19 protein-coding genes are annotated in these 25,160 nt (G+C 63.9%); 9 read left to right on the forward strand and 10 right to left on the reverse strand.

The genetic code is table 11. The features are described from left to right. Positions 1–324: 324 nt before the first annotated feature. From LB532_RS11155 to hutI, 6 genes are all read right to left on the reverse strand, one after another. Positions 325–8,901 (reverse strand): GH36-type glycosyl hydrolase domain-containing protein, encoded by an 8,577-nt coding sequence (locus LB532_RS11155; protein WP_140637764.1) that lies wholly within the window; start codon positions 8,899–8,901, stop codon positions 325–327. Positions 8,902–9,167: 266 nt separating this feature from the next. After that, positions 9,168–9,755: a HutD family protein gene (locus LB532_RS11160; RefSeq protein WP_224556786.1), complete on the reverse strand. Its 588-nt coding sequence runs from the start codon at positions 9,753–9,755 to the stop codon at positions 9,168–9,170. Positions 9,756–9,765: 10 nt separating this feature from the next. Then, positions 9,766–11,436, reverse strand: coding sequence for a urocanate hydratase (gene hutU / locus LB532_RS11165; protein WP_140637762.1), 1,671 nt, complete (start codon positions 11,434–11,436; stop codon positions 9,766–9,768). Between the two features lie 36 nt (positions 11,437–11,472). Beyond that, on the reverse strand, positions 11,473–12,288 hold the full coding sequence (hutG, locus tag LB532_RS11170; RefSeq protein ID WP_140637761.1) for an N-formylglutamate deformylase: 816 nt from the start codon (positions 12,286–12,288) through the stop codon (positions 11,473–11,475). A gap of 70 nt (positions 12,289–12,358) precedes the next feature. Further along, positions 12,359–13,894, reverse strand: coding sequence for a histidine ammonia-lyase (gene hutH, locus LB532_RS11175; protein WP_140637760.1), 1,536 nt, complete (start codon positions 13,892–13,894; stop codon positions 12,359–12,361). Next, positions 13,891–15,126, reverse strand: a complete 1,236-nt coding sequence (hutI, locus tag LB532_RS11180) for an imidazolonepropionase (protein WP_140637759.1) — start codon at positions 15,124–15,126, stop codon at positions 13,891–13,893. Before hutI ends, hutH begins: the two co-directional genes overlap by 4 nt. 96 nt (positions 15,127–15,222) lie before the next feature. Between hutI and LB532_RS11185 the strand changes: the two genes are divergently transcribed. Together LB532_RS11185 and hutC are read left to right on the forward strand one after the other, a co-directional pair. After that, on the forward strand, positions 15,223–16,578 hold the full coding sequence (locus tag LB532_RS11185; protein WP_140637758.1) for a formimidoylglutamate deiminase: 1,356 nt from the start codon (positions 15,223–15,225) through the stop codon (positions 16,576–16,578). Positions 16,579–16,591: 13 nt separating this feature from the next. Continuing rightward, on the forward strand, positions 16,592–17,338 hold the full coding sequence (gene hutC, locus LB532_RS11190; RefSeq protein WP_140637757.1) for a histidine utilization repressor: 747 nt from the start codon (positions 16,592–16,594) through the stop codon (positions 17,336–17,338). 62 nt (positions 17,339–17,400) lie between these two features. Here hutC and LB532_RS11195 read toward each other — a convergent pair whose 3' ends face one another. After that, positions 17,401–17,745 (reverse strand): RidA family protein, encoded by a 345-nt coding sequence (locus LB532_RS11195; protein ID WP_056562755.1) that lies wholly within the window; start codon positions 17,743–17,745, stop codon positions 17,401–17,403. Between the two features lie 221 nt (positions 17,746–17,966). On the opposite strand from LB532_RS11195, the gene aztA reads away from it, so the two are divergent. From aztA to LB532_RS11215, 4 genes are all read left to right on the forward strand, one after another. Further along, entirely contained in the window at positions 17,967–18,815 is an 849-nt protein-coding gene (gene aztA / locus LB532_RS11200; RefSeq protein ID WP_140637756.1) for a zinc ABC transporter ATP-binding protein AztA, read from the forward strand. Beyond that, positions 18,815–19,690 (forward strand): zinc ABC transporter permease AztB, encoded by an 876-nt coding sequence (aztB, locus tag LB532_RS11205; RefSeq protein WP_140638296.1) that lies wholly within the window; start codon positions 18,815–18,817, stop codon positions 19,688–19,690. The genes aztA and aztB overlap by 1 nt, the downstream gene beginning before the upstream one ends. 29 nt (positions 19,691–19,719) lie before the next feature. Beyond that, positions 19,720–20,661, forward strand: a complete 942-nt coding sequence (gene aztC / locus LB532_RS11210) for a zinc ABC transporter substrate-binding protein AztC (RefSeq protein WP_140637755.1) — start codon at positions 19,720–19,722, stop codon at positions 20,659–20,661. Positions 20,662–20,805: 144 nt separating this feature from the next. Further along, complete coding sequence (locus LB532_RS11215) at positions 20,806–21,144, forward strand: TIGR01244 family sulfur transferase (protein ID WP_140549140.1); 339 nt, start codon at positions 20,806–20,808, stop codon at positions 21,142–21,144. Here LB532_RS11215 and LB532_RS11220 read toward each other — a convergent pair. Beyond that, a complete protein-coding gene (locus LB532_RS11220; RefSeq protein WP_140637754.1) occupies positions 21,141–21,608 on the reverse strand; it encodes an Lrp/AsnC family transcriptional regulator in 468 nt (155 codons plus the stop codon). The two genes, LB532_RS11215 and LB532_RS11220, sit on opposite strands and share 4 nt — an antisense overlap. 133 nt (positions 21,609–21,741) lie before the next feature. Between LB532_RS11220 and hppD the strand changes: the two genes are divergently transcribed. The 3 genes from hppD to LB532_RS11235 are packed head-to-tail and all read left to right on the forward strand — an operon-like array spanning position 21,742 to position 23,513. Beyond that, positions 21,742–22,857 carry a 4-hydroxyphenylpyruvate dioxygenase gene (gene hppD, locus LB532_RS11225; RefSeq protein WP_140637753.1) on the forward strand — a complete coding sequence of 372 codons (1,116 nt, stop codon included), beginning with the start codon at positions 21,742–21,744 and terminating at the stop codon, positions 22,855–22,857. A 57-nt stretch (positions 22,858–22,914) separates the two neighbouring features. Further along, a complete protein-coding gene (locus tag LB532_RS11230) occupies positions 22,915–23,139 on the forward strand; it encodes a type II toxin-antitoxin system Phd/YefM family antitoxin (RefSeq protein WP_140637752.1) in 225 nt (74 codons plus the stop codon). Next, positions 23,136–23,513 carry a type II toxin-antitoxin system VapC family toxin gene (locus LB532_RS11235; protein ID WP_140637751.1) on the forward strand — a complete coding sequence of 126 codons (378 nt, stop codon included), beginning with the start codon at positions 23,136–23,138 and terminating at the stop codon, positions 23,511–23,513. The genes LB532_RS11230 and LB532_RS11235 overlap by 4 nt, the downstream gene beginning before the upstream one ends. Here the strand turns inward: LB532_RS11235 and LB532_RS11240 are convergent. Next, the gene (locus LB532_RS11240) at positions 23,510–24,052 is read right to left on the reverse strand and encodes a DinB family protein (protein ID WP_140637750.1); all 543 of its coding nucleotides are present in this window, start codon (positions 24,050–24,052) and stop codon (positions 23,510–23,512) included. The two genes, LB532_RS11235 and LB532_RS11240, sit on opposite strands and share 4 nt — an antisense overlap. Positions 24,053–24,067: 15 nt before the next feature. Continuing rightward, the gene (locus LB532_RS11245) at positions 24,068–25,081 is read right to left on the reverse strand and encodes a fumarylacetoacetate hydrolase family protein (protein ID WP_140637749.1); all 1,014 of its coding nucleotides are present in this window, start codon (positions 25,079–25,081) and stop codon (positions 24,068–24,070) included. Positions 25,082–25,160 lie beyond the last annotated feature (79 nt).

Below are 25,160 nucleotides of genomic sequence, written 5' to 3' on the forward strand. Positions count from 1 at the left end.
CACCGCACCATTTCTTGACACGTATCGGTTAACGCGTCGCAAAACAATGCCCGTCTATCCCTTCCGTTCCCGTTTAGCGAACAAAAGATGACGACGATGCGAAATCTCACGTGATCACCTAACGGGTTGAGATAAAAGGTGAAATGTCAGCCTTGCGGCAAAATCATGGCAGCCGCTGAGCGCTGCCGCATTTTTAATCACGGGGAACTTGCCCGGCATGGTCAGACCGGGTGCGCCGGCTGCCGAAGCGGAGATCTGCAAATAGTCAAAAGACTATCCCGCGCATTCCGGAGAATGCGCGGGATAGGGTTGAAACTGTTGATTTTACGAAGGTATCTTCACGACAACTTCGACCTTGCTACCAGCCTTCGGTTGGAAAGACGCGGATTTCGTCTTCGAACCATCAACTTCAAGCGAGATCGACTTGGTCTTTTTGTCGCGGACGACACGCACCGTGATTTCGGCCCCCAGCATTTTGAGCGTGGCGGCGTAGCCATCCCAATGGCTGGGCAGTTTCGGCCTAAACGTGATCTGCCTCCCACGCCGCTCGATGCCGAGAATGCCTTCGACCGCCGCCCGGTACAGCCAGCCCGCCGAGCCCGTGTACCACGTCCAGCCGCCGCGGCCGCCCTTGTTGTCGCTGGCATTGCCGTCACTGGCGTAGATATCGGCCGCAACCACGTAGGGCTCGACGCGGTAGCGTTCGGCCGAGGCCTCGTCCAAGGCGTGGTTGACCGGGTTCAGCATCGAGAAGCAGCGATAGGCCTCGTCGTTCAGCCCCATTTCGGCCAGCGCGATGACGAACCAGGTAGCGGCATGGGTATACTGGCCGCCATTCTCGCGAACGCCCGGCGGATAGCTCTTGATGTAGCCCGGATCCTTCTTCGTCTTCGAAAAGGGCGGCGTAAACAGCTTGAGGATCTTGAGTTCGTCGTCGACGAGCAGCTTGGTCGCCTGCTGCATCGCCGTCGTCGAACGCGCCGGATCGCCCTCGCCCGAGAGCACGCTCCAGGACTGGGCGATGGAGTCGATCCTGCACTCCTGGGATGAGCGCGAACCGAGCGGCGTGCCATCGTCAAAACTGCCGCGCCGATACCATTCGCCGTCCCACGCCGTGCTCTCCAGCGCGCGTTTCAGCGCGTCGGCATGCTTTGCCCAGGCCTGCGCGTGCTTGGCATCACCCTCGGTCTTGGCCACGGCGGCGAAGTCGCCCAGCGTCCGCAGCAGGAACCATCCGAGCCAGACGCTCTCGCCCTTGCCTTGCTCGCCGACGCGGTTCATGCCGTCATTCCAGTCGCCGCCGAGGATCAGCGGCAGCCCGGCGGGACTGCTGCGCGCAATGGCAAGATCGAGCGCACGCGCGCAATGCTCGTAGAGAGACGCCGTCTTTTTCGAAATTTCGGGCGTGAAGAAGGCGTCGTGCTCGCCCTCGCCCAGCGGCTGTCCATCGATGAAGGGCAGCTGCTCCTTCAGGATGGTGACGTCACCCGTCACCAGCAGGTAGCGCGCGGTGGCATGGGCGAGCCAGACCACGTCGTCGGAGATCAGCGTACGCACGCCCGCTCCGGTGCGCGGCAGCCACCAATGCTGCACGTCGCCTTCAGGGAACTGCCGACGCGCCGCGTTGAGTATCTGGTCTCGCGCCAGTTTGGGATCATGCGCCAGCAGAGCCAGCGTGTCCTGCAACTGGTCGCGGAAGCCGAAGGCGCCACTGGCCTGATAGAAGGCAGAGCGGGCGCGGATGCGGCAGGCGAGGCTCTGGTAGGGCAGCCAGTGGTTGACCATGGCGTCGAGCGCCTTGTCAGGCGTTTCGACCTGGATGGTGTCGAGGAAGCCGCGCCACTCGCGCTCGTTGTCGGCCAGACGCTGGTCGAAATCCCTGCCCCGATGCTTGCGCACCAGGGCGCTCGCTTCCGCGGCCGAGCCGGCATCCCCGAGCAGCCAGAACAGCGTGACGTCGCCGCCGGCCGGGACATCGATGTCGCGGGCGATTGCCGCGCAGGGATCGTCGCCGGCCTCCACGCGGCCTGACAATCCCGCGCCGCTTAGCACCGCCTGCGGAAATTCGCTGGTGCCGTGCCGGCCCAGGAATTCGGTCCGGTCTGCTGTCACCGAATGCACGCCGTCATCGGCGGCGAGGAAGGCGACGCGCTCGCCGAAATCGAGCCCGTAGGGGTTCTGTGCCAGCAAGGCGCCGGTGGCGGCATCGCGCGACGGAACGATGGTCGCCGCCGTGCGCGAGCGATGTCCGCCCAGCACCCATTCGGCATAGGCATAGACGCGCAGTCTGGCCGGCGCCGGGCCGGCATTCTGGATGCGCAGGCGGGAAATCTTCACCGGGTCGACCGGGTCGACGATATGGGTGAGGTCCATCGACAATGAGCCGCGCTTCGACCGGAAGGTGGAGAACCCTTGGCCGTGCCACGTCTCGTAAGTCATCGACGGATCGCGCACCACGGCGGCGAGCGGCGAGAATGCCCGGCCACTGGCGTGATCATAGATATAGATGCCCTCACCGGGCCGGTTCGAAACCGGATCGTTCGACCACGGCGTCAGCTGGTAGTCGCGGCTGTTGCGGCTCCAGGTGAAGGCAGCGCCTTCGGCGGAGACGTGGAAGCCGAACGAGGCGTTGGAAATAACATTGATCCAGGGTTGGGGCGTGGTGCTGCGGCCGGCCAGGCGCACGACATAATGCCGCCCGTCGCCCTCGAAACCACCGAACCCGTTCCATTGGCTGAGCCCGTGCCCGTCCGCCGCCAGGGCCTGCGAGCCAAAAGAATGCGTCATGGACGCTAATTCGGGCAATGCCGCCGGCTGCTGGGCATCGCGCGCCTGCAAGGCGGCCACCTCGGCCCGCTCGATCTGATCGAAGATGGTGCCGTTGCGCGTGTGCAGAACCACGCGGGCAACCGCGAGCAGCGTCTTGTAGGTGGTCTCGTCCATCAGGTCGCGGCGCACGGCGAATATGTGCTGGCGCGGTCCGAGCTCCTTGCCGCGCAAGCGGCTGTTCTCGCACAGGGATTCGACCGCCCGCTGCAGGTCCTGCACATAGGACGAAGCCTGCTCGTTGACGACGACGAAATCGATCATCATGCCACGGGTGCGCATGTACTCCTGAAAACGCAGCGCCTGCGCGACGATTTCGAGATCGGCGACGTCGCCGATCCTGACCAGGAAGATCGGGAAATCGCCCGAGATGCTGGTCGGCCACAGGCTCGACTGCTTGCCCAGTCCCGAAGCGATGGATTCGGCCGGCAGGCGCAGGAACGGATCCGGATAGATCAGATAGCGCGCCAGCTTCTGTACGTTGGCGGCGTCGGCCAGGCTCAGGCCGAGATGCCGGGTCTGCACCTGGCTGCGCGTCCAGGCGAGCATGGCCTGGCGGGCAAAGCTCTCCGGGTGGTCGAGCCGGGCAATGGCCTCCTCCAGCTCCGCGCGGTTGGAACCGACGACTGTCCAGAAGGTCAGCGATATCTTCTTGTTGGCGGGCACGCGCACCTGGCGGCGCAGCGAGGCGACGGGATCGAGGGTGAAGCCGGAATGGCCGCCAAGCCGGGCGCCCGGATCGAAAGCCGCAGCGTCGACGATGGTGCGGCCACGGCCGATGAAGGCGCGCCTGTCGGTCTCGGCTTCGGCGTCGCGCGCCGGGCCGGACGGGTCGGTGACGAAATGCACCATCGTCACGTCTGGCTCGCTGGTCTCGCGCTTGCGCCGCGTGGCGAAGATCGCCCCATTGTTTGGGGCAATTTCGGTCTCCACGAACATTTTCGAGAAGGCGGGATGGGCATTGTCGGATACCTCCAGCCCCAGCACCAGCTCCGCGAAGGAGGTCACTTCGATGTGACGGTCGGTCGGTCCCTCGTTGAACAGCGTCACGCGCCGGCCTTCGCCGTTGCCTTCCGAGATGACGATGCATTCGACCTCGGAGCGCAGCGTGCCGACCAGTTTGACGAAGCTCGCCTTGTCGTCGGAGAACAGTGTCTGGGTGCGCTCCTCGGCCGCGCGCTTGGGCTCCGCCGTCGCCGACCACCAATCACCAGTGCCGGCGTCGCGCAGGAAGATGTAGGAGCCGAGCCGGTCCTCGGTCGGATCCGGTTGCCAGCGCGTGACGGACAGATCGCCCCACCGGCTGTAGCCGGAGCCTGTCGCGGTGACCATCACCGAATAGCGGCCGTTCGACATCACATTGGTCGAACGCAGTGCCCGCACAGGATCGAGCACAATGCGGGTGTCGGGACTCTCGGTTTCGGTCTCGTCCTTCGCCCGTTCGTCCGCCTCGGTCCTGACGGTCGCAGTCGGGATGTCGCGCGGCGCCCTCTCCTGGAGCAGAAGTTCGGCCGACTCGATGACCGGATCGCTGTGGAAACGGTCGCGCAGGCGACCCTCGAAAATGGCATCGGCGACCGCCGCGATCGACATACCGGAATGGTGGGCCATGTAGTTCTGCACGACGACGTGGTCGGTGCCTTCCGGCACGCGCTGCGGCGTGAAATCGACCGCGTCGTAGTAACCATGGCGGCCAAGCGCGCCGAGCTCCCGCAGTCGCGCTAGGTTCTGCACCGCTTCGCGCGGGTTGAATTGCGCGGCCAGCACGGTGGCGTAAGGCGCGATCACCGTGTTCTGGCCAAGACCACGCTTCAGCCCGAGACCGGGCACGCCGAAGTTGGTGTACTGGTAGGTCAGCTCGCGGTCGCGGGCGTTGTAGGCCGCTTCCGAAATGCCCCAGGGCACATTCTTCTGGCGGCCATACTGGATCTGGCGCTTGATGATCAGCTTGCTGGTCTGGTTGAGAATCGAACCTTGCGGTTCCTTCATCACCAGCGGCGGCATCAGATACTCGAACATCGAGCCGGACCAGGACATCAGCGCGCCCTGGAAGCCGATCTCGACGATCGGCCGGCCAAGCCGGAACCAGTGCTCAGTCGGCAGGTCGCCCTTGGCGATGGCGAACAGGCTGGTCAGTCGCGCCTCGGAGGCCAGAAGATCGTAGCAGCTCTCGTCGAGCTGGTGCTCCTCGACCCGGTAGCCGATCGACAGCAGCTTGCGCTCCGGCCGCATCAGGAACGAGAACTCCATCTCGAAAGCGAAGCGGCGCGTGCGCTCGCGCAAGGTGAGCAGCTTGGCCCGCAGCGCCTCGACGGCGTTGTCGTCGCTGTGGGCGTCGTGAACATGCGCCTCGCAGGTGGCTTCGAGCCTGGCCGCCCAGTCGACGATGACGTCGCTCTGCGGCGATGCCGCCTCGGTATGGATGGCGGTGGCGAGCTTGCGGATCTCGCCGGCCAGCACAGCCAGGTTGATGGTACGGATCGAGGCCATTTCCGGCTGCGCCTTGATGGTGTCGACGGCGCGCCGCATGCCGTCGAGGCGGTCGGCCAGGCGCTGGCGCAGCGGCCGCAGCTGACGGCGATCGTCGGGCAGCTCATCCAGGCTCTCGCCGAGGATGGTCACTGTGTCGAGGATGCCCTCGAAATCGCCCTGGAGATGAACGGACGGCGCCTCGGCCCATTCGGCGCAGGCCGCCGCCACCGCCACCAGATGGCCGGCGAGATTGCCGCTGTCGACAGCCGAGATGTAGAGCGGGTAGAGCGGCTTCAGCGTCGTGGTGTCGTACCAGTTGAAGAGATGGCCGCGGTTGCGCGGCATGCTTTCGATGGTAGTCATCGTCGCGTCGATGCGGGTTATGGCGTCGGACAGGCTGATCCAGCCGAAATCGCGGGCCGAGACGACCGACAGGAGATAGACGCCGATATTGGTCGGCGAGGTGCGCGGCGCGACCACCGGCGCCGGGCTCTCCTGGAAATTGTCCGGCGGCAGATGATGATGCTCCGCCGTGACGAAGGTTTCGAAATAGTGCCAGGTGCGGCGCGCCACGGTGCGCAGCGCATGGATGTCGGCCTGCGAGATGCGCAGCCGGTCCTCGGTCTCGGCCGAGCGGCTGATCCAGCTGGCGATCGCCGGGGAGCCGATCCAGAACAGAGCGAAGAAAAAGGCGACGAAGGCGCCGGTGGAATCGGCCAGCACCGGAATGGCGAGGCCGACGAAGCCGATGATCACGGCGCCGTACATCATGCCGTAGTAGGAGCCGATGTCGTTGTCGCCGGCCTTGTGCGCTTGCGAGGCGGTGCGCCATTCCAGCAGGTTCTGCCGCGAGACGAAGAGCCGGTAGAGCGTGCGCACGATGGCGTCGCCCATCATCCAGGCGTTATGAGCCATCAGCACGATCTTCAAGGCCACCATGGCGGTGCCGAAGGCCACGTCGCGCGCCAGCGCGGAGAAATGGCCGCGCGGCGTCTGATCACCGCTCTTGGGCAGTATGGCGTTGACGACGTCGAAAGTGGGCGCCATGAACAGGCTGAGGATCAGCAATGCCTGCCACTGCGCGGCCTGCGTGAAGGGCAACAGCGTCCAGCCGGCGATCGCCGCCATCACCCAGAAGATCGGCGTCAGCGAGCGGCGCAGATTGTCGACCATCTTCCAACGCGAGAGCGCCGGGACGCCGGAGCGCGGATCGAGGATGAAGCCCAGGAGCTGCCAATCGCCGCGCGCCCAGCGATGGTGGCGCGAGGCGTCGACCGAATAGCGGGTCGGGTAATCCTCGACCAGTTCGACGTCGGTGACGAGCGCAGAACGCGCCAGCGCGCCTTCGAGCAGATCGTGGCTGAGGATGGTGTTTTCCTCGATGCGGCCCTGCAACGCGGCCTCGAAGGCATCGACGTGGTAGAGGCCCTTGCCGGTGAAGGAACCGTCGCCGAAGACGTCCTGGTACAGGTCGGACACCGCAAAGACATAAGGATCGAGGCCGCGATTGGCCGAGAAGACCCGTTGGAAGAACGACGCCTCGTCGCCGCTGGTCAGCGAGGCGGTGATGCGCGGCTGCAGGATCGTGTAGCCCGAGGTGACGACGCGCCTGGTGGCATCGAAATGCGGGCGGTTGAGCGGATGGCAGAGCTTGCCGACAAGCGTGGCGACCGCGTCGCGGGTAGTGCGCGTGTCGGCGTCGAGCGTCATTACGTGAACGACCTTTTCCGGCAGCGGCACGTCGAGCGGCAGGAAGGTGGTGTCGCTGTCGCCGCGCAGCAGCAGGTCAAGCTCGTGCAGCTTGCCGCGTTTGCGCTCCCAGCCCATCCAGCATCCCTGCGCGGCATTGTAGAGACGGCGCCGGTGCAGGAGATAAAAGCGCGGTGCGCCTTCGGCGGGATAGCGGGCGTTGAGGCGAGCGATCTCGTCACGGGTGAATTCGAGGATCTCGGTGTCGGCCGCGTCGATCTCCGTCTTGCTGTCGGGCCAGTCCGACAGCAGGGCGAAGTGGATCTCGTCCGCGAGATTGGCGAGGTAATGCACCTCGATGTTGCGGATGTTTTCCTCGACGTCGTCGCGCGAGCCGATCAGCGAGGGCACCACCACCAGCGTGCGTGCCTCGGACGGCACGCCGTGCCTGTAGTCATAGCCGATAAGGCGCGTCGGTTTGAGGAACAGCGAGACGACGGTGTTGAAGAAAGCGAGCGCGCCTTCGCTGGCCGGCACGGCAAACAGCGCCAGCATCAAGACGATCGAAGGCACTGACAGACCGAGATTGGCAAGGGCATTGCCGGAAACCACCAGCAGCAGCACGGTCAGCGCAAAGACCGGCAGGACGATGCCCAGCCATCCGGTCTTGGCAAAGGTGCGCTTGACCGTCTGACTGACGGTCGGCCGGTAGCCGATCGCCTTTTCCAGCTCCAGCCGGCGTGGCCCGACAAGGAAAAAACCGACATCCGTGTCCGCGATAGGAGCCGCAAGGCCATCTGCGCCATCGGCGGCGGATGCATTTTCGTTGGTGATCTGGCCGGCCAGTTCGATCGCCTTTTCGGCGACGCGATATTCCGAGAGATTCGAGCGGCGGGCCAGCTCTTCGATCGCGGTCCGGTACTGGTCACGCGAGAAGAAATCGAGCGCGGCGAAGTCGGTGCGCTCGCGCAGCACCGTGTCGATACGGCTGACGCCCTCGAACCACACCGTCCAGTCGATATCGTTGATGAGCCGCAGGCCGCGTATGATGTTGCCGGTCGTCACATTGCCGCTGGACAGCGTATGATGCTCGGAAATGATGATTTCCTCGGCGTCCGAGCCGGTCTTCTCGAGTTCGCCTTCCAGCCACTCCAGCGCCTTGCCTGCATTCTGCGAGCCGTCGCGCAAGCGATAGAGCAGTTGCGTGGCGAAGGTGGTGTCCTGAGCATGCGCGCTGAAATTGGCCAGGATCGCTTGCCGGTCGCGGGTATCGTCGGTCGCCAGCACCTTGTCGGCGACATCATTGGCGATCTGGCGCATTTGCCGGGTGCGGTTGACCCTGACCGCCAAGCGGCGAAGATTTTCGATCAGAACGAAGCGCAACAGCGACGGCAGCGCCCAGAGTTCGCCGATCTTCAGCGGCTCGACCGACTGGAAGCCCTGGACGATGGCCTTGAACATGGTCGCGGAGACGGAGCTGTCGGAATGCGCCACATAGGTCCAGGCCAGCGCCAGCGCGCGCGGCTCGCTGCCACCGTCGGGCAGCTTCAGCGTCGGCAATTGGCGATAAAAGCGGCGCGGCAGGTCGCGCTTGACCTGGAAAATGGTTTCCTCGACCAGATAGTTGTTGTCGAGCAGCCATTGCGCCGCGGGCGTGATGGTCTCGCCCCTCGCCTGCGCGGCGTTGGTCGAACGGTAGACTTCGAGGATCTTCTTGGCGCTGTCGCGGATGCGGGCCTGGAAATCGAACGGTGTCAGGCCAAACAGATCCGCGAGATCGCCCTTGGCCAAGCTTTCACCGAGCAGCCGAAGGCGTTCCTCCGGCAGGAAAATGGATCTTATCGGTTCTTCCGTGATGGGCGGGAAGCTCGCGCTGGTCTTTTCGATCTGTGCTGGATTCGTCTGAATATTCATTGAAAATTCCGTAAGCGGGCACTCAGCGGCGTCACCGCCACGGCAATGGCCCTAAAACCGATTCAAATGCAATTGGTTGCATGCCCAGCTGTTGCCGAAAATTGTTTCCGCACCACGACAAGGCATCGTCTTTCGACCGTTTCTAAGACGAACGCCTCTCACTCCCGCCGAGACCGATCGACGGAAAGGATTCAGGCTTTTTCGTGATCCCGGCTGGAGCTTACCCTATATTTCGCCGGCATCGCGATCATGTTTGGAAACAAGCGTTAATCGTTGGCTCGAATGCAATTGATCCGGACCACGAATACTGTCGTGTCGTCGATCGGCTGGATGCGCAGGCCAGCTGTGGCTGAGGCAGTCAGGAGCGCGTCGAGATGGCCAAGGCGAACAGGCTCAGCGGCGGAAACCACGACTTCCCCACCCAGGCACAGGACGAGGGTCGCGCGGCTTTCAGTCCCGATTTCCGCAGGGGCCGAAATCACGAGACGCTCGACGGAATGCCTCATGCGGCCGCGACGGGTCATTACGTTGAGATCGGTGATCGGGCCGGCGATCAGTTCGGCGCCGGTCGGCCGGTCGGCCGGAAAGAAAAACGGGGCTGAAGTGGCGGTCAGGCGCGCCGGCGGCTGGCCGGCGACATCAAGAACGATCCCTTCGCCCTCCAGCACCGACAGCGTGCGGTCGATGCCGGCAAAGCTGGAGAACGGCCCGCCGCTCTCGACGCGGGCCATCGAGACACGCCAGTCGAAGGCGTCGAGCCCGGCATCGGCCGGCGAGACGGCGATTTCCGTCGTCACGCCGCCGCCGTTCTTCCATGGCATCGATTTGTATCCGGCTGCCCGCAGGACGCGCATCGTCGGCCCGTTAGCCCAGGATGCCCGGCAAGTTGAGCTGGTGCTCCCTGGCGCAGTCGATGGCGATGTCGTAGCCGGCGTCGGCGTGACGCATGACACCGGTCGCCGGGTCGTTCCACAGCACCCGCTCCAGGCGCCTGGCGGCCTCAGCCGTGCCGTCGGCGACGATGACCATGCCGGCATGCTGGGAAAAGCCCATCCCGACGCCGCCGCCATGGTGCAGCGACACCCAGGTGGCGCCCGACGCGGTGTTGAGCAAAGCGTTGAGCAGCGGCCAGTCGGACACCGCGTCCGAGCCGTCCTTCATCGCCTCCGTCTCGCGGTTCGGCGAGGCGACCGAGCCGGAATCGAGATGGTCGCGGCCGATGACGACAGGCGCCCTGAGTTCGCCTTTGGCGACCATCTCGTTGAAGGCCAGGCCCAGCCGGTGGCGGTCGCCGAGGCCGACCCAGCAGATGCGCGCCGGCAAGCCCTGGAAAGCGATGCGCTCGCGCGCCATGTCCAGCCAATTGTGCAGATGCGTATTGCCGGGCGTCAGTTCGCGCACCTTGGCGTCGGTCTTGTAGATGTCCTCCGGATCGCCGGAAAGGGCCGCCCAGCGGAACGGGCCGATGCCACGGCAAAACAGCGGGCGGATATAGGCCGGCACGAAGCCTGGAAAGGCAAAGGCGTTCTCGAACCCTTCTTCCTTCGCCACCTGGCGGATGTTGTTGCCGTAGTCGAGCGTCGGCACGCCGGCGTTCCAGAAGGCCACCATCGCCTCGACATGCTCGCGCATCGAGGCGCGGGCGGCTTTCTCGACTGCTTTCGGGTCGGACGTGCGCTTCTCGCGCCACTCGGCGAGCGTCCAGCCCTTGGGCAGATAGCCGTTCAACGGATCGTGCGCCGAGGTCTGGTCCGTGACCATGTCGGGGCGCACGCCGCGCCGCACCAGCTCGGGCACGATATCGGCGGTATTGCCGACAAGGCCGACCGACTTTGCCTCGCCTGCCCTGGTCCAGCGCGCGACCTTCTCCAGCGCCTCGTCAAGCGTATCGGCCCGCTCGTCGACATAGCGGGTGCGCAGCCGGAAATCGATGCGGTCGGGATCGCATTCGACGGCCAGGCAGCAGGCGCCGGCCATGACGGCCGCGAGAGGCTGGGCGCCCCCCATGCCGCCGAGGCCGCCAGTCAGGATCCATTTGCCCCTGAGATCGCCGCCATAGTGCTGGCGGCCGGCCTCGACGAAGGTCTCGTAGGTGCCCTGCACGATGCCTTGCGTGCCGATATAGATCCACGAGCCGGCCGTCATCTGGCCGTACATCATCAGGCCTTTCCTATCGAGCTCGTTGAATTTCTCCCAGGTCGCCCAATGCGGCACCAGATTGGAGTTGGCGATCAAAACGCGCGGCGCGTCGGGATGGGTGCGGAACACGCCGACCGGCTTGCCGGACTGCACCAGCAGCGTCTCGTCCTCGCCAAGCGTCTTCAGCGAAGCGGTGATGCGGTCGAAATCGTTCCAGCTGCGCGCCGCCCGGCCGATGCCGCCATAGACCACCAGTTCGTTGGGATTTTCGGCGACATCGGGATCGAGATTGTTCATCAGCATGCGCAGCGGCGCTTCGGTCGTCCAATACCTGGCGTTGAGCTTGTCGCCGCGGGGGCTGCGCACTTCGCGGATGTTGTGGCGAGGATCGGTCATGTCGTCACTTCCCTTTCAGATGAGCGCGGCGAGGCGTCAGCTCTCGACCCACGAAATCGCGGTCTCGAGGATGGATGTCAGCGTGGTGCGGATCGGCGCGGCGAAGGCGGCGTCGTAAGGCGCCGGCCAGTTGTCGGGCGCGCCCTTGCCTTCGGGCTCGCGCATATAGCCCCGGTTGGACAGTTCCATCTGCAGCGCATGGACGCCGTTTTGCGGCTGGCCGAAATGGCGGGTGATCCACCCGCCCTTGAAGCGGCCGTTGACCACGAAGGTCTCGCCGGTCTCGGCCAGGATCCCGGCGACCTTTTCCTGCAGCGCCGGATCCGTGCTCTTGCCGTCATTGGTGCCGAGATTGAAGACCGGCAGCGTGCCATCGAACAGGCGCGGCAGCACAGAGCGGATCGAGTGGCAGTCATAGAGGACGATTTTGCCATGCAATCCGCGCAGCCGGTCGATCTCGGCCTGGAGCGCGGCATGATAGGGCATGAAGAATTTTCGGCGGCGCTCGTCGATCTCCGACGGTCCCGGTTCCTCGCCTGTACGGTAGAGCGGATCGCCATCGAAGGTTTCGGTCGGGCAGAGGCCGGTCGTCGCCTGACCAGGGTAGAGCGAGGCGCCGGACGGATCGCGATTGACGTCGATGACGGTGCGCGAGATGGCGGTGTGCACGACGGTGGCGCCAAGACCGGCGGCGAAATCATAGAGCTTGTCGATCCACCAGTCGCAGTCGCGCTGGCCAAGCCAGCTCGATACCAGCCGGTTGTCGAGACCGGCGAGATCGATGCCGGTGTGCGGCATGGAAACCAGTAGCGGTGCGGTGCCTTGTTTTACCGTCAGCCAAGGAGGTGTCATGCGAGATCTCCGCAAGTTGGAGCTCTACGGCTGTGATGCGAAGGAACGCGACCTATGATGCCAAGCACTCTCATGAGGCAATCCCCGGCAGCGCCACCGCGCTCGCCGCCTTGACCGCCGCACCGCTGCGCACCATGGCAATGGCTTTCTCCATGTCGGGATGGAAATGCCGGTCATTGTCGAGATGCGGCACCTCGGCCCTGACCACTTTGCGCACTGCTTCGAGCGCGGCGCTGGAGGCGAGCGGCGCGTGGAAGTCACAGCCCTGGGTCGCGGCCAGCAACTCGATGCCGATGACGGCCGTGGCGTTCTCGACCATGCCGATCAGCCGGCGCGCTCCGTGCGCGGCCATCGAAACGTGATCCTCCTGGTTGGCCGAGGTCGGGATCGAATCGACACTTGCTGGATAGGCCTTCTGCTTGTTTTCGGAAACCAGCGCCGCCGCCGTCACCTGCGGGATCATGAAGCCGGAATTCAGGCCGGGCTTCGGCGTCAAAAAGGCCGGCATGCCCGACAGCGCAGGGTCGACCAGCATGGCGATGCGGCGCTCCGACAGCGAGCCGATCTCGCAGACGGCGAGTGCGATCATGTCGGCGGCGAAAGCCACCGGCTCGGCATGGAAATTGCCGCCCGACAAGGCGGTGTCGTCCTCGGCGAAGATCAAGGGATTGTCGGTGACGCCATTGGCTTCCGTGCCGAGCGTGTCGGCCGCCTTGCGCAACACGTCGAGGGCTGCCCCCATCACCTGCGGCTGGCAGCGCAGGCAATAGGGATCCTGCACGCGCTCGTCGCCGACACGGTGCGATTCGCGGATGGCGCTGCCGGCCATCAGGCTGCGCAGCGCATCCGCCGTCTCGATCTGGCCGCGATGCTTCCTCAAGAGATGGATGCGCGGATCGAAGGGGGCGTCCGAGCCCCTGGCGGCATCGGTGGACAATGCACCCGCGACCAGTGCCGACTGGTAGAGAATTTCGGCCTCGAACAGGCCCGCCAGCGCGTAGGCGGTCGAGAATTGCGTGCCGTTAAGCAGCGCCAGCCCTTCCTTGGCGCCGAGGATGACTGGCTCCAGTCCATGCGAGACGAAGGCGACCTTGGCCGGGAAGCGGCCATGAGGGGTGAAGCATTCTCCGACGCCGATCATCACGGCCGTCATGTGCGACAGCGGCGCAAGGTCGCCGGAGGCGCCGACCGAACCTTGTGCCGGCACCACCGGAATGACATCGTTGGCCAGCATCGCTTCCAGCAGTTCGATGGTGCGCGACCGCACGCCTGAGGCGCCTTGCGTCAGGCTGGCAAGCTTCAAGGCCATCATCAGCCTGCAAACAGCGACCGGCATCGGCTCGCCGACGCCGGCGGCGTGCGAGAGCACGATGTTACGCTGGAGCGTTTCGAGATCCTGGGCAGGAATGCGGACGCTGGCCAGTTTGCCGAAACCGGTGTTGATGCCATAGACCGGCTCGCCCTTGGCGACGATGCGTGCGACAGCCTCCGCACTCGCCCTGATCTTTGGCCGGCAGGCATCGTCGAGCCTGGGCACGGCGCCGCGATAGATGGCGCGCCAGTCGGCCAGGGTCACGTTGCCGGGTTTCAGTACGAGTTCGGTCATTGTCCTCTCCAGATGCGCGCGCGCAAGGGGTTGAAGCCCATGCGGTAGACGAGTTCGGCAGGGCGCTCGATGCTCCAGATCGCTAGATCGGCGGACTTGCCCGCCTCCAGCGTGCCAGCCTGCCCGAGCAGACCCAGCGCGCGGGCGGCTTCGCGGGTCACGCCCGCGAGGCATTCATCGACCGTCATGCCGAACAAGGTCGCCGCCATGTTCATGGTCAGCAGCAACGACGTCAGCGGCGAGGTGCCGGGATTGTTGTCGGTGGCGACGGCCATCTTAACGCCATGCCTGCGGAATAATTCGACCGGAGGTTTCTTCGTCTCGCGAATAAAATAATAGGCGCCGGGCAGGATCGTCGCCACGCTGCCCGATGCGGCCATTGCCGCCGCGCCTGCCTCATCGGTGTATTCGAGATGGTCGGCCGACAGCGCGCCATAGCGCGCCGCGAGTTCGGCGCCGTGCAAGTTCGACAATTGGTCGGCATGGAGTTTTACCGGCAAGCCAAGCGCCTTGGCGGCGTCGAAAACCCGTGCCATCTGGTCGACTGAGAAGGCAATGCCTTCGCAGAAGCCATCGACGGCGTCAGCAAGCCCGTCGGCAGCGATGGCCGGCAGAATCGTGGCGGTGATGAGATCGATAAAGGCGTCCTTGTCGCCCTTGGCTTCCGGCGGCAAGGCATGGGCGCCGAGGAAAGTCGTGCGGATCGTCACCGGGCGCTCGGCGCCCAAACGGCGCGCTGCCCGCAGCGACTTTTTCTCGTTTTCCAGGTCAAGCCCATAGCCGGACTTGACCTCGACGGTGGTAGCGCCCTCGGCGATCAGCGCATCGAGACGCGGCAGTGTCTGGGCGACCAGTTCGTCCTCGCCCGCGGCACGCAAAGCCCTGACCGACGAGACGATGCCGCCGCCGGCCCTGGCGACCTCCTCATAGGTGGCGCCGGCCAGCCGCATCTCGAACTCGTTGGCGCGGTTGCCGGCATGGACGAGATGGGTGTGGCAGTCAATCAGGCCGGGCGTGATCCAGCGGCCCTCGCAATCGACGATGTCGGCATGCCGCTCGAACGCCGCCGGAATATCGGCTTCGGCGCCGGCATGGACGATGATGCCGTCACGCGCGGCGATGGCGCCCTTTTCGACGACGCCCTGCCCTGCCGCCCCTTCGGCAAAAGTCGCCAGGCGCGCATTGCGCCATATGCGAACCGCCGCCGTCCGGCCCTTGCTCTCTCCAGCCATCATCTTTTCCCTTTGAAAGGATGGCAGTTATGTATATACATATTAAAAAGCACCGCAAGTGCTATTGTCATCATAAGCCAGGATTCGGAGAACAAATTGACGGCAATCTTTGCGGAACAGGCGCTCCTGCCGGAAGGCTGGCGAAGCAATGTGCGCATCGCCCTGGGCGAAGGCCGCATTGCGGCAATCGACGCCGGGGTTGCGCCGAACGCCGACGACGAGCGCCACGCCATCGTCTTGCCGGGCATGCCCAACCTGCACAGCCACGCGTTCCAGCGCGGCATGGCCGGACTTGCCGAGCTGCGCGGCCCGTCGGCCGACAGTTTCTGGAGTTGGCGCGAGACGATGTACCGTTTCGCGCTGTCGATGACGCCCGACCAGGTCGAGGCAGTCGCCGCCCAGCTCTATGTCGAGATGCTGGAGGCCGGCTTTTCGCGCGTCGGCGAATTTCATTATCTGCATCACGACCGCGACGGAAAGCCCTACGCCAACATCGCCGAAATGGCCGAGCGCATCGCGGCCGCCGCCGCAGAAACCGGCATAGGCTTGACGCTGCTGCCGGTCTTCTATGCGCACTCTTCTTTCGGCGGCGCGGCTCCCAACGAAGGTCAGCGCAGATTCCTCAATGATGTTAACCGGTTCTCACGCCTGGTTGAGAAAAGTCGCGAATGCGTTCGCGCCTTGAATCAAGCGGTCATCGGCGTCGCCCCGCATAGTTTGCGTGCCGCGACGGTCGAGGAATTGCGACAAGTCGCTGCGATGGCGCAGGACGGACCGATCCACATCCACGTCGCGGAACAAGTGAAGGAGGTCGAGGACTGCATGGCCTGGTCGGGCGCGCGTCCAGTCGAATTTCTGCTTGGCCATGCCAATATCGACCCGCGCTGGTGCCTGATCCACGCCACCCATATGACCGATGCCGAGACCGTGGCGATGGCAAAAAGCGGCGCGATCGCGGGGCTCTGCCCGATCACCGAGGCCAATCTCGGCGACGGCACTTTTGCGGCGCCGCTGTTCACGCAACATGGCGGCCGCTTCGGGGTCGGCTCCGATTCCAACGTGCTGATCGGGCTGCCGGACGAGCTTCGGCAACTCGAATATTCGCAACGTCTTGCCCACCGCGCCCGCAACGTGCTGGCGGTCGCCGACGGCTCGACCGGCCGCGCGCTGTTCGACGCCGCGCTAGACGGCGGCAGCGTCGCCCTTGGCGCCGGCGCCTCGCGGATCGCCATTGGCGCATCCGCCGATCTCGTCTCGCTCGACCACAGCCAGGCTTCGCTTGCCGGCAAGGCCGGAGATACCATCCTCGACGCCTGGATCTTCGCCAACGGCACCAAGGTCGATTGCGTCTGGGTGCACGGCCAAAAGCAAGTCAGCGGCGGCAGGCACGCCAGGCGCGACGCCATCGCGGCGCGTTTCCGCAATGTCATGGCCGCGCTTTCGGCAGGCTGATCAGGGACATCCCATGAGCATGGTGGCGACAGCGGAGACAGAGGGCGGCGAGACGGTGTCGCTGCATCAGCGCATCCTGTCCGATATAAGCGAGAAAATCCTGTCCGGCGCCTGGGCGCCTGGGCATCGCATCCCGTTCGAGCACGAGCTGACGGCCGAATATGATTGCTCGCGCATGACGGTGAACAAGGCGCTGTCGCAGCTTGCCAAGTCAGGACTGATCGAACGCCGCCGGCGCTCAGGCAGTTTCGTGCGTCAGCCGCAATCGCAAGCGGCGGTGCTGGAAATCCACGACATCCGGATCGAGGTCGAAGCGCTCGGCCTGCCCTATCGCTACGAGCGGCTTGCGCGCCTGAAGCGGCGCAGCAGCGCGCAAGACCGGTCGCGGCTCGGGCTTTCCGCCTCGGGTTCGGTCCTATCGCTGGAATGCCTGCATTTCGCCGGAGAACGGCCGTTCGCGCTCGAAGAGCGGCTGATCAATCTCTCCGCTGTCACGGAAGCCGGCGAGGAAGGGTTCCTCGATATTGCACCAGGCCCGTGGCTGATCGGCCGTGTGCCGTGGAGCGAGGCCGAGCATCGCATTCGTGCTGTTGCCGCCGATGATCGTGTCGCCGGTGCCCTCGACATCGGCCTGGACGCGGCCTGTCTTGTGGTCGAGCGCCGGACATGGAGTGCCGAGCACCCGGTTACCCATGTGCGCTTCACCTATGCGGCCGGAAGCCACACGCTGGTGGCTAGATTCAAGCCGTCACACGGATAGCATCTCTTGCCTTCTCCCCTTTTTGCCTTCGCAAGGAAGGGGAGAAGGGAAAGCGCAGCGCCTCAGATCGCCGCTGTGATAATGATCTCGACCAGATATTCCGGACCGGCGAGCTTGGCTTCGCCGGTGGCGCGGGCGGGCGTGTGGCCCTGGGGCACCCACTTGTCCCATTCCGAGTTCATCTCGGCGAAGGTGCCCATGTCGGCCAGCCAGATGATCGCCTGGACGATCTTGGTCTTGTCGGTGCCGGCCTTGGCCAGCAATTCATCGATCGTCGCCAGAATATCGCGGGTCTGCGAGGCGACATTGCCGCCGGGCTCACCGACCTGGCCGGCCAGATAGACTGTGTTGCCGTGAATGACGATCTGGCTCATGCGCGGGCCAACATCAATGCGACGAATGCTCATGGGAGGTTTCCTTCCTTTGTGGTCGCGCCTCTTTAGAGTTGGCATCGGCTTCGGGCAAGGCCGAGCGTTCCAGATCCCCTTGGACCAGCGGCGCCGGGGGGTCGCGGCAAGTTGAGCCGGCAGCCACAATTACGCTCGATTGGCTTCTTGACTAATGTAATAACATCACATATCCAATCGGCGCTGCCCAGCAGCCGCACTTCCACCCCACGGACCGTCGAATGACCCAAAGCTGCCTGACATTCCGTGACCTGACGCTTGGCTATAACAGCCATCCGGCGATCCATCATCTGGACGGCGTCATACGCAAAGGCTCGCTGACCGCCGTCGTTGGCGCCAATGGTTCGGGCAAGTCGACGCTGATGAAGGGTATCGTCGGCGTGCTGAAGCCGATGGCCGGCGCAGTGACGCGGGCGCCGGGCGTGCGCGCCGCCTATCTGCCGCAGCAGTCGGAACTCGACCGCAGCTTTCCGGCCCGGGTTGTCGATCTGGTCTCGCTCGGCCTGTGGCCGAAACGCGGGCTGCTCGGCCGCCATACGAAGGAGGATCGCCAATCCGTCAGCGAGGCGCTGATGGCGGTCGGCCTTGGTGGCTTCGAGACACGCCCGATCGACACCCTGTCGGGCGGCCAGTTGCAGCGCACCTTGTTTGCCCGCGTGCTGTTGCAGGATGCGGATCTCATCCTGCTCGACGAGCCGTTCAACGCCGTCGATGCAAAGACGGTGGGCGATCTCATTGCGCTGATCAAGCGCTGGCATGGCGAGGAACGCACCATCATGGTCGTCGTCCACGACCTCGACCTTGTCCGGCAGAATTTTCCCGAGACGCTGCTGCTGGCCCGCCAGCCTGTCGCCTGGGGCGAGACGAAGGAGACGCTGCGGTCCGAGAATCTCCTGCGGGCCAGGCGCTTCCATGAAGCGTGGGAAGAAAACGCGCCGTGGTGCGAGCCGGGTGGGCAAGATCATGACCATGACGGGCGTGACCATGAGGGACATGGTCACGATCATGACAAGCCTGCCCATGCACAGGATCGTCACCACCATCATGGCGCCGGACCAAGGGCTGCATGATGAACGTCCTCTATGAACTCTTCATCGCGCCTTTCGCCGATTTTGCGTTCATGCAGCGGGCACTGTTCGGCTCGCTGATGCTGTCGCTGGGCGCCTGCCCTGTCGGCGTGTTCCTGATGTTGCGGCGCATGAGCCTCTCGGGCGACGCCATGGCGCACGCCATCCTGCCGGGCGCCGCCGCCGGCTTCCTGCTTTACGGGCTGGAAATCCTGCCGATGACCATTGGCGGCCTGATCGCGGGCGTCGTCGTTGCGCTCGGTGCAGGCGCCGTCTCGCGATTCACCATCCAGCGCGAAGACGCCTCGATGGCCGCCTTCTACCTGATTTCGCTTGCCGTCGGCGTGCTGATGGTTTCGATCCGGGGCTCCAGCGTCGACCTCATGCATGTGCTGTTCGGTACGGTGCTGGCGCTCAACGATGAAGCGCTGACGCTGATCGGCGGCATCGTGCTGGTGACGCTTGCCAGTCTCGCCATCTTCTGGCGGGCCTTGGTCGCCGAATGCCTCGACCCGCTGTTCCTGCGCTCGGTCAGCCGGTGGGGCAGTCCGGTGCATTTCATTTTCCTCGGCCTCGTCGTGCTCAACCTCGTTGGCGGCTTCCAGGCGTTGGGCACGCTTCTGTCGGTCGGGCTGATGATGCTGCCGGCCGCCGCGGCCCGTTTCTGGACCGTGCGCGTCGAACCGATGTGCGTGCTGGCCGTGCTGATCGGCTTTGCCTCGTGCATCGCCGGACTGCTTCTGTCCTACCATGCCTCGCTGCCCTCAGGCCCGGCCATCATCCTGTCGGCCGGCGTCGTCTATTTCGCCTCGATCCTGTTCGGCACGCGCGGCGCGCTGCGCGCCCGCATCGTCCATCACCGTCATCGGACGGCCTGATCCATCCCCAGCCTCCAAGGAGACCGCCCATGTTGAAGTCGATCCGCGCCGCCCTCACGATGAGCGTTATAACATTAACTGCGTTCGGCGCATCGTCGGCCTTTGCGGCGCCCTTGAAAGTGGTCGCAAGTTTTACCGTCATTGCCGATTTCGCCAGGAATGTCGGCGGCGACCGCGTCAACATCACCACCATCGTGGGACCCGATGGCGATGCGCATGTCTACGAGCCGAGCCCGGCTGATGCGGTAGCCATGGCGGGCGCCGACTTGGTGCTGGTCAACGGCCTGCATTTCGAGGGCTTTCTACAGCGGTTGGTCGATGCCAGCGCCACCAAGGCATCGATCGTCACGCTGACCAAGGGTGTGACGGCGATCGACTTCAAGCCGGAATTCGCCGATGCGGACGCGGCGGAAGGCGCGGGTACGGGCGGCGGCAAGACGGTCACCGATCCCCATGCCTTCCAGTCGATTGCCAATGCCAAGATCTATGTGAAGAACATTGCCGAGGCGTTCTGCGCAGCCGACAATGATGGCTGTGTCAGCTACCAGACCAATGCCGCGGCCTACACGAAGAAGCTCGACGCGCTGGAAGGCGAGGTGAAAGCGGCGATCCAGTCCATCCCCGAGGCGAAGCGCGTCGTCATCACCTCGCATGACGCGTTCGGCTATTTCGAGCACGAATACGGCCTGACCTTCCTAGCGCCCGAGGGCGTCTCGACGGACTCCGAACCGTCGGCCGCCGACGTCGCCAAGCTGGTCGAACAGGTCAAGCAGGATAAAGCGGCGGCGATCTTCGTCGAGAACATCACCAATCCGCGCCTGATCGAGCAGATCGCCAGCGAGACCGGCATCAAGGTCGGCGGCACGCTGTATTCCGACGCGCTGTCGCAGTCCGACGGCCCGGCCTCGACCTATATCGACATGATGCACAACAACATCACGCAGATCAAAGGCGCGATCCTCGGCAGTTGAGCCGCTCCGGTCCAACCGGGCCTCGGCGGCCCGGTTGGATTTTCCGGTCAGCACTCGCTATTTGGCAGAGAAATCCCTCGGCGTGGATTGCCGGCCGTGCCGGGGAGTGGCAAGACTGCCCAACCAGATTGCGAGGACACCACAATGGAATACCGCCAGATCAGCGAGGACTATTCGGTCTCGGGCCAGATCCAGCCCGAGGACGTCGCCGCCATCAAGGCAGCCGGCTTCAAGAGCGTGATCTGCAACCGGCCGGACGACGAGCAGCCCGGCCAGCCTTCGGCCGACACGCTCAAGGCCGCAGTCGAGGCTGCCGGGCTTGCCTTCCGCTACATCCCCGTCATCAGCGGCCAGATCACCGCCGAGAATGTCGAGGACCAGGGACAAGCGCTCGACGAGTTGGAAGGCCCGGTCTTTGCCTATTGCCGTTCCGGCGCCCGCTGCACCAATCTCTATGGGCTGATCCAGCAGTCGAAGGGTTAGATCGGCAGCGCGCCCGTTTCCTTGAGCGTCTCGAGCACAATCGCCGTCTTGACGTGCTGCACGGATTCGTGCGGCAAGAGCACGCCATTGACGAACTCCGACAATGATTTCAGGTCGGGCGTAACCACCTTCAGGATATAATCCATTTCGCCGGTCAGCGCGTGCGCCTCCTGCACTTCGGGCAGCCGCGCCACGAGTTCGCCGAAGCGCCGGGCATTGTCGCGGTTGTGAGTGGCCAAGGTCACCGAGATGACATTGACCAGCGAAAAGCCCAGCCGGTCGCGGTCAAGCACGGCGCGATAGCCCTTGATATAGCCGTCTTCCTCCAGCCGCTGGCGGCGGCGCGAGCATTGCGAGGCCGAGAGGTTCACCCGCTCCGAAAGGTCGTTGTTGGTGAGCCGCGCGTCACTCTGCAAAAGCGCCAGTATCTTGCGATCAAACTGATCAAGGCGCGTATCATTCATGATATTTCCGAAAGCTATGCATACTTCATGCATCAGATAAACATTTCAAGCGTTTGAATGCAAGCACCGTGCGGCGCGCCAGCGCTATGATGGCATGGCCTATGCAGGCCAAGCCAGCTTCCGGAGGATAATCATGGGTCCCTTCCCGCACGACGCTCCACCCGCCAAGATCAGCAAGGCCAACCCCGCCGGCACCGATGGTTTCGAATTCGTCGAATTCGCGCATCCTGAGCCACGGAAGCTGGCCGAATTGTTCACCCACATGGGTTATGTAGCGGTGGCAAAGCACCGCACCAAGGACATCACCGTCTGGCGTCAGGGCGACATCAACTATGTCGTCAACGCCGAGCCCGGCTCGCATGCGATGAAGTTCGTCGACAAGCACGGCCCATGCGCCGCCTCCATGGCGTGGCGGGTGGTCGATGCCAAGCATGCCTTCGAACACGCGGTGTCGAAGGGAGCCACGCCTTACGAAGGCGCCGACAAGACGCTTGACGTGCCGGCGATATCAGGCATCGGCGGCTCGCTGCTCTACTTCATCGAAACCTATGGCGAGAAGGGCTCGGCCTATGATGCCGAATTCGAATGGCTGGGCGAACGCGACCCCAGACCGGAAGGCGTCGGCTTCTATTTCCTCGACCATCTGACGCACAACGTCTACCGCGGCAACATGGACAAATGGTGGGATTTCTACCGCGACCTGTTTGGCTTCAAGCAGATCCATTTCTTCGACATCGACGGCAAGATCACCGGGTTGGTCAGCCGGGCGATCACCTCGCCCTGCGGCAAGATCCGCATTCCGCTCAACGAATCCAAGGATGAGACCAGCCAGATCGCCGAATATCTGAAGAAGTACAATGGCGAGGGCATCCAGCACATAGCGGTGGGCACCGACGCGATCTACGAGGCCACCGACAAGCTTGCCGCCAATGGGCTGAAATTTATGCCCGGCCCGCCGGAGACCTATTACGAGATGTCGCATGCACGCGTGAACGGCCATGACGAGCCGATCGAACGCATGAAGAAGCATGGCATTTTGATCGACGGCGAAGGTGTGGTCGACGGCGGCACGACGAAGATCCTCCTGCAGATCTTCTCCAAGACCGTGATCGGACCAATCTTCTTCGAATTCATCCAGCGCAAAGGCGACGAAGGCTTTGGCGAAGGCAATTTCCGCGCACTGTTCGAATCGATCGAGCAGGACCAGATCAAGCGCGGCGTGATCAAAATGGACGGCAAGGCGGCGTAACACCAAACTTGCGGCTCGGCCAATTATGACTTAAATTATGGTCAGAAAGGTCGAGCCATGAACATTTCCATCGCAGAAGCAAAGGCCAAACTGTCGGAACTCGTCAGCCGCGCGGAAGCTGGCGAGGAGATCGTGCTCACGCGTCATGGCAAGATCGCCGCGAGGCTGGTGCCGCCAGCGAGGGCAGATCTCCTGCCTCGTATTGGTGCCTTGAAAGGCAAAATCTGGATTGCGAACGATTTTGACGAACTCGGTCCCGAATGGGACGAGTACGTCAGATGACGGTGGGACCGTTTCTCGCCGACACACATATCATCCTCTGGTCCATTTCGGACGATCGACGTCTCAGCGAGCACCACCGCGCCATCTTGGCTTCGGAAGCAGTAGTGTTCGCGAGCGCGGCGAGCGTTTGGGAAATTGCTATCAAACGTTCGATCGGAAAACTCACTGCGCCGCACGACCTGCCGGCGCTGCTTCCAAGGATGCAATTTCAGCCGCTCGCCGTCACCTTGCAGCACGCGCATGCGGTTGGCAGCCTCCCGCATCACCATGGCGATCCGTTCGACCGGTTGCTGATTGCACAAGCGCAAATGGAGAACCTGACAATCGTGACATCGGACCCGCATTTTGCGCGCTACGCTGTGACGCTTGCCTAGCTTTCCAACCCGAGCCTCTCAACCTCCGCCTTCCTGAGCTTCACATCGTAATCGAGCAGGAATTCGTCGAGCTGCGGCGGCGCGACCGACGTGCCGGACAGCATCGCGTGCACCTGGCCGCGATGGTGGATGTCATGCAGGAAAACATGGGCGAGGATGTCGCCGATCTTTTCCCGGATCATACCGTCCTGACGCCGGTCGGTGATGACCCGCCGTTCGAGGCCGGTCTCCGACAGGCTGTCGCAGAAGGTAATCAGCCTGCGATCAAAATCGGCCTGTGCCTCTGCCAAGCTTGCCGCATCGTCGAACGGCTCGAAATCATCATAGGCGGCAGCTCCGCGGCCGCCATCTGTCAGGAAATCGAGATAAAGATGATCTACCGCAAGGATGTGGTTGAGCGTTTCCTTAATTGAGGGGAAGAAACTGCTGCGCTCGGCCTCGAACTCCCCGGGCTGAAGCGCCAGCACAGCACGGTAGAGCCGGTCGTTCGACCACAGATTGTTGCGCGCCATACGGCACAGGTGTTCAAGCAAGGTCACGGTTTGGGTTCCCCCTCACCCCTCGTATTTCTCGACCGTCTGCTCGATGGCGCCGAAGATCGAATGCCCGGCCTTGTCCTTCATCTCTATGCGCACCGTGTCGCCGAAACGCAGGAACGGCGTCTTCGGCTCGCCGCTCTCTATGGTCTCGATCATGCGCAGTTCGGCGATGCAGGAATAGCCCGCCCCGCCGGCCGAGACGGGCTTGCCAGGCCCGCCGCCGAGCTTGTTGGAGACGGTGCCGGAGCCGATGATGGTGCCGGCCGCCAGCGGCCGTGCTTTCGCCGCATGGACGATGAGCGCGGGGAAATCGAAAGTCATGTCGACGCCGGCATTCGCCCGGCCGAAAGGTTTGCCGTTGAGGTCGGCAAGCAGCGGCAGGCTGACCTTGCCGCCGTCCCAGGCCTCGCCCAACTCGTCCGGCGTCACCGCGACCGGTGAAAAGGCCGAAGACGGCTTGGACTGGAAGAAGCCGAACCCCTTGGCGAGTTCCGGTCCGGCAATGGCACGCAGCGTCACATCGTTGACCAGCATCACCAGGCGAATCGCCTCCCGCGCCTTCTCGAGGCTGGCGCCCATTCGCACATCATCGACAACGACCGCGACTTCCGCCTCCATGTCGATGCCAAAGGTCTCGTCGGCCATGCGGATCGGATCTCGCGGCGGGATGAAGCTGTCGGAGCCGCCCTGATAGATCAGCGGGTCGGTCCAGAAGCTTGCCGGCATTTCGGCCCCGCGCGCCTTCCGCACCAGCTCGACATGGTTCACATAGGCTGAACCGTCAGCCCATTGATAGGCGCGCGGCAGCGGCGAATGGGCATTATGTTCGTGAAAGCGCGCCGACGGCACTGCATTGCTCTCGAGCGACTCCGCCATTGCGGCCAGATGCGGCGAAATCCGCCGCCAATCGTCGAGAGCCGCCTGCAGCGTCGGCACCAGGAAGGAGGCATCGGTGAAGCGTGTAAGATCGCGCGAGACGACGACGAGCTTTCCGTCGCGCGTCCCGTTCTTCAATGTGGCAAGCTTCATGCGGTTTCCTCTCCTGACGCGGCCTTGCGCCGCTTGGCCCACAACAAGGCTGTTATGGGCAATCGTCAAGCCGCCGGCT

The sequence above is a fragment of the Mesorhizobium sp. ESP-6-2 genome (assembly GCF_020164675.1).
Lineage (GTDB): Bacteria > Pseudomonadota > Alphaproteobacteria > Rhizobiales > Rhizobiaceae > Mesorhizobium.

Excerpts from the sequence above, each read along its gene's own strand:
- LB532_RS11155 (WP_140637764.1), bottom strand. The coding sequence starts at position 8,901 with ATGAATATTCAGACGAATCCAGCACAGATCGAAAAGACCAGCGCGAGC.
- LB532_RS11160 (WP_224556786.1), bottom strand. The coding sequence starts at position 9,755 with ATGCGCGTCCTGCGGGCAGCCGGATACAAATCGATGCCATGGAAGAAC.
- hutU (WP_140637762.1), bottom strand. The coding sequence starts at position 11,436 with ATGACCGATCCTCGCCACAACATCCGCGAAGTGCGCAGCCCCCGCGGC.
- hutG (WP_140637761.1), bottom strand. The coding sequence starts at position 12,288 with ATGACACCTCCTTGGCTGACGGTAAAACAAGGCACCGCACCGCTACTG.
- hutH (WP_140637760.1), bottom strand. The coding sequence starts at position 13,894 with ATGACCGAACTCGTACTGAAACCCGGCAACGTGACCCTGGCCGACTGG.
- hutI (WP_140637759.1), bottom strand. The coding sequence starts at position 15,126 with ATGGCTGGAGAGAGCAAGGGCCGGACGGCGGCGGTTCGCATATGGCGC.
- hutC (WP_140637757.1), top strand. The coding sequence starts at position 16,592 with ATGAGCATGGTGGCGACAGCGGAGACAGAGGGCGGCGAGACGGTGTCG.
- LB532_RS11195 (WP_056562755.1), bottom strand. The coding sequence starts at position 17,745 with ATGAGCATTCGTCGCATTGATGTTGGCCCGCGCATGAGCCAGATCGTC.
- aztA (WP_140637756.1), top strand. The coding sequence starts at position 17,967 with ATGACCCAAAGCTGCCTGACATTCCGTGACCTGACGCTTGGCTATAAC.
- aztB (WP_140638296.1), top strand. The coding sequence starts at position 18,815 with ATGAACGTCCTCTATGAACTCTTCATCGCGCCTTTCGCCGATTTTGCG.
- aztC (WP_140637755.1), top strand. The coding sequence starts at position 19,720 with ATGTTGAAGTCGATCCGCGCCGCCCTCACGATGAGCGTTATAACATTA.
- LB532_RS11215 (WP_140549140.1), top strand. The coding sequence starts at position 20,806 with ATGGAATACCGCCAGATCAGCGAGGACTATTCGGTCTCGGGCCAGATC.
- LB532_RS11220 (WP_140637754.1), bottom strand. The coding sequence starts at position 21,608 with ATGAATGATACGCGCCTTGATCAGTTTGATCGCAAGATACTGGCGCTT.
- hppD (WP_140637753.1), top strand. The coding sequence starts at position 21,742 with ATGGGTCCCTTCCCGCACGACGCTCCACCCGCCAAGATCAGCAAGGCC.
- LB532_RS11230 (WP_140637752.1), top strand. The coding sequence starts at position 22,915 with ATGAACATTTCCATCGCAGAAGCAAAGGCCAAACTGTCGGAACTCGTC.
- LB532_RS11235 (WP_140637751.1), top strand. The coding sequence starts at position 23,136 with ATGACGGTGGGACCGTTTCTCGCCGACACACATATCATCCTCTGGTCC.
- LB532_RS11245 (WP_140637749.1), bottom strand. The coding sequence starts at position 25,081 with ATGAAGCTTGCCACATTGAAGAACGGGACGCGCGACGGAAAGCTCGTC.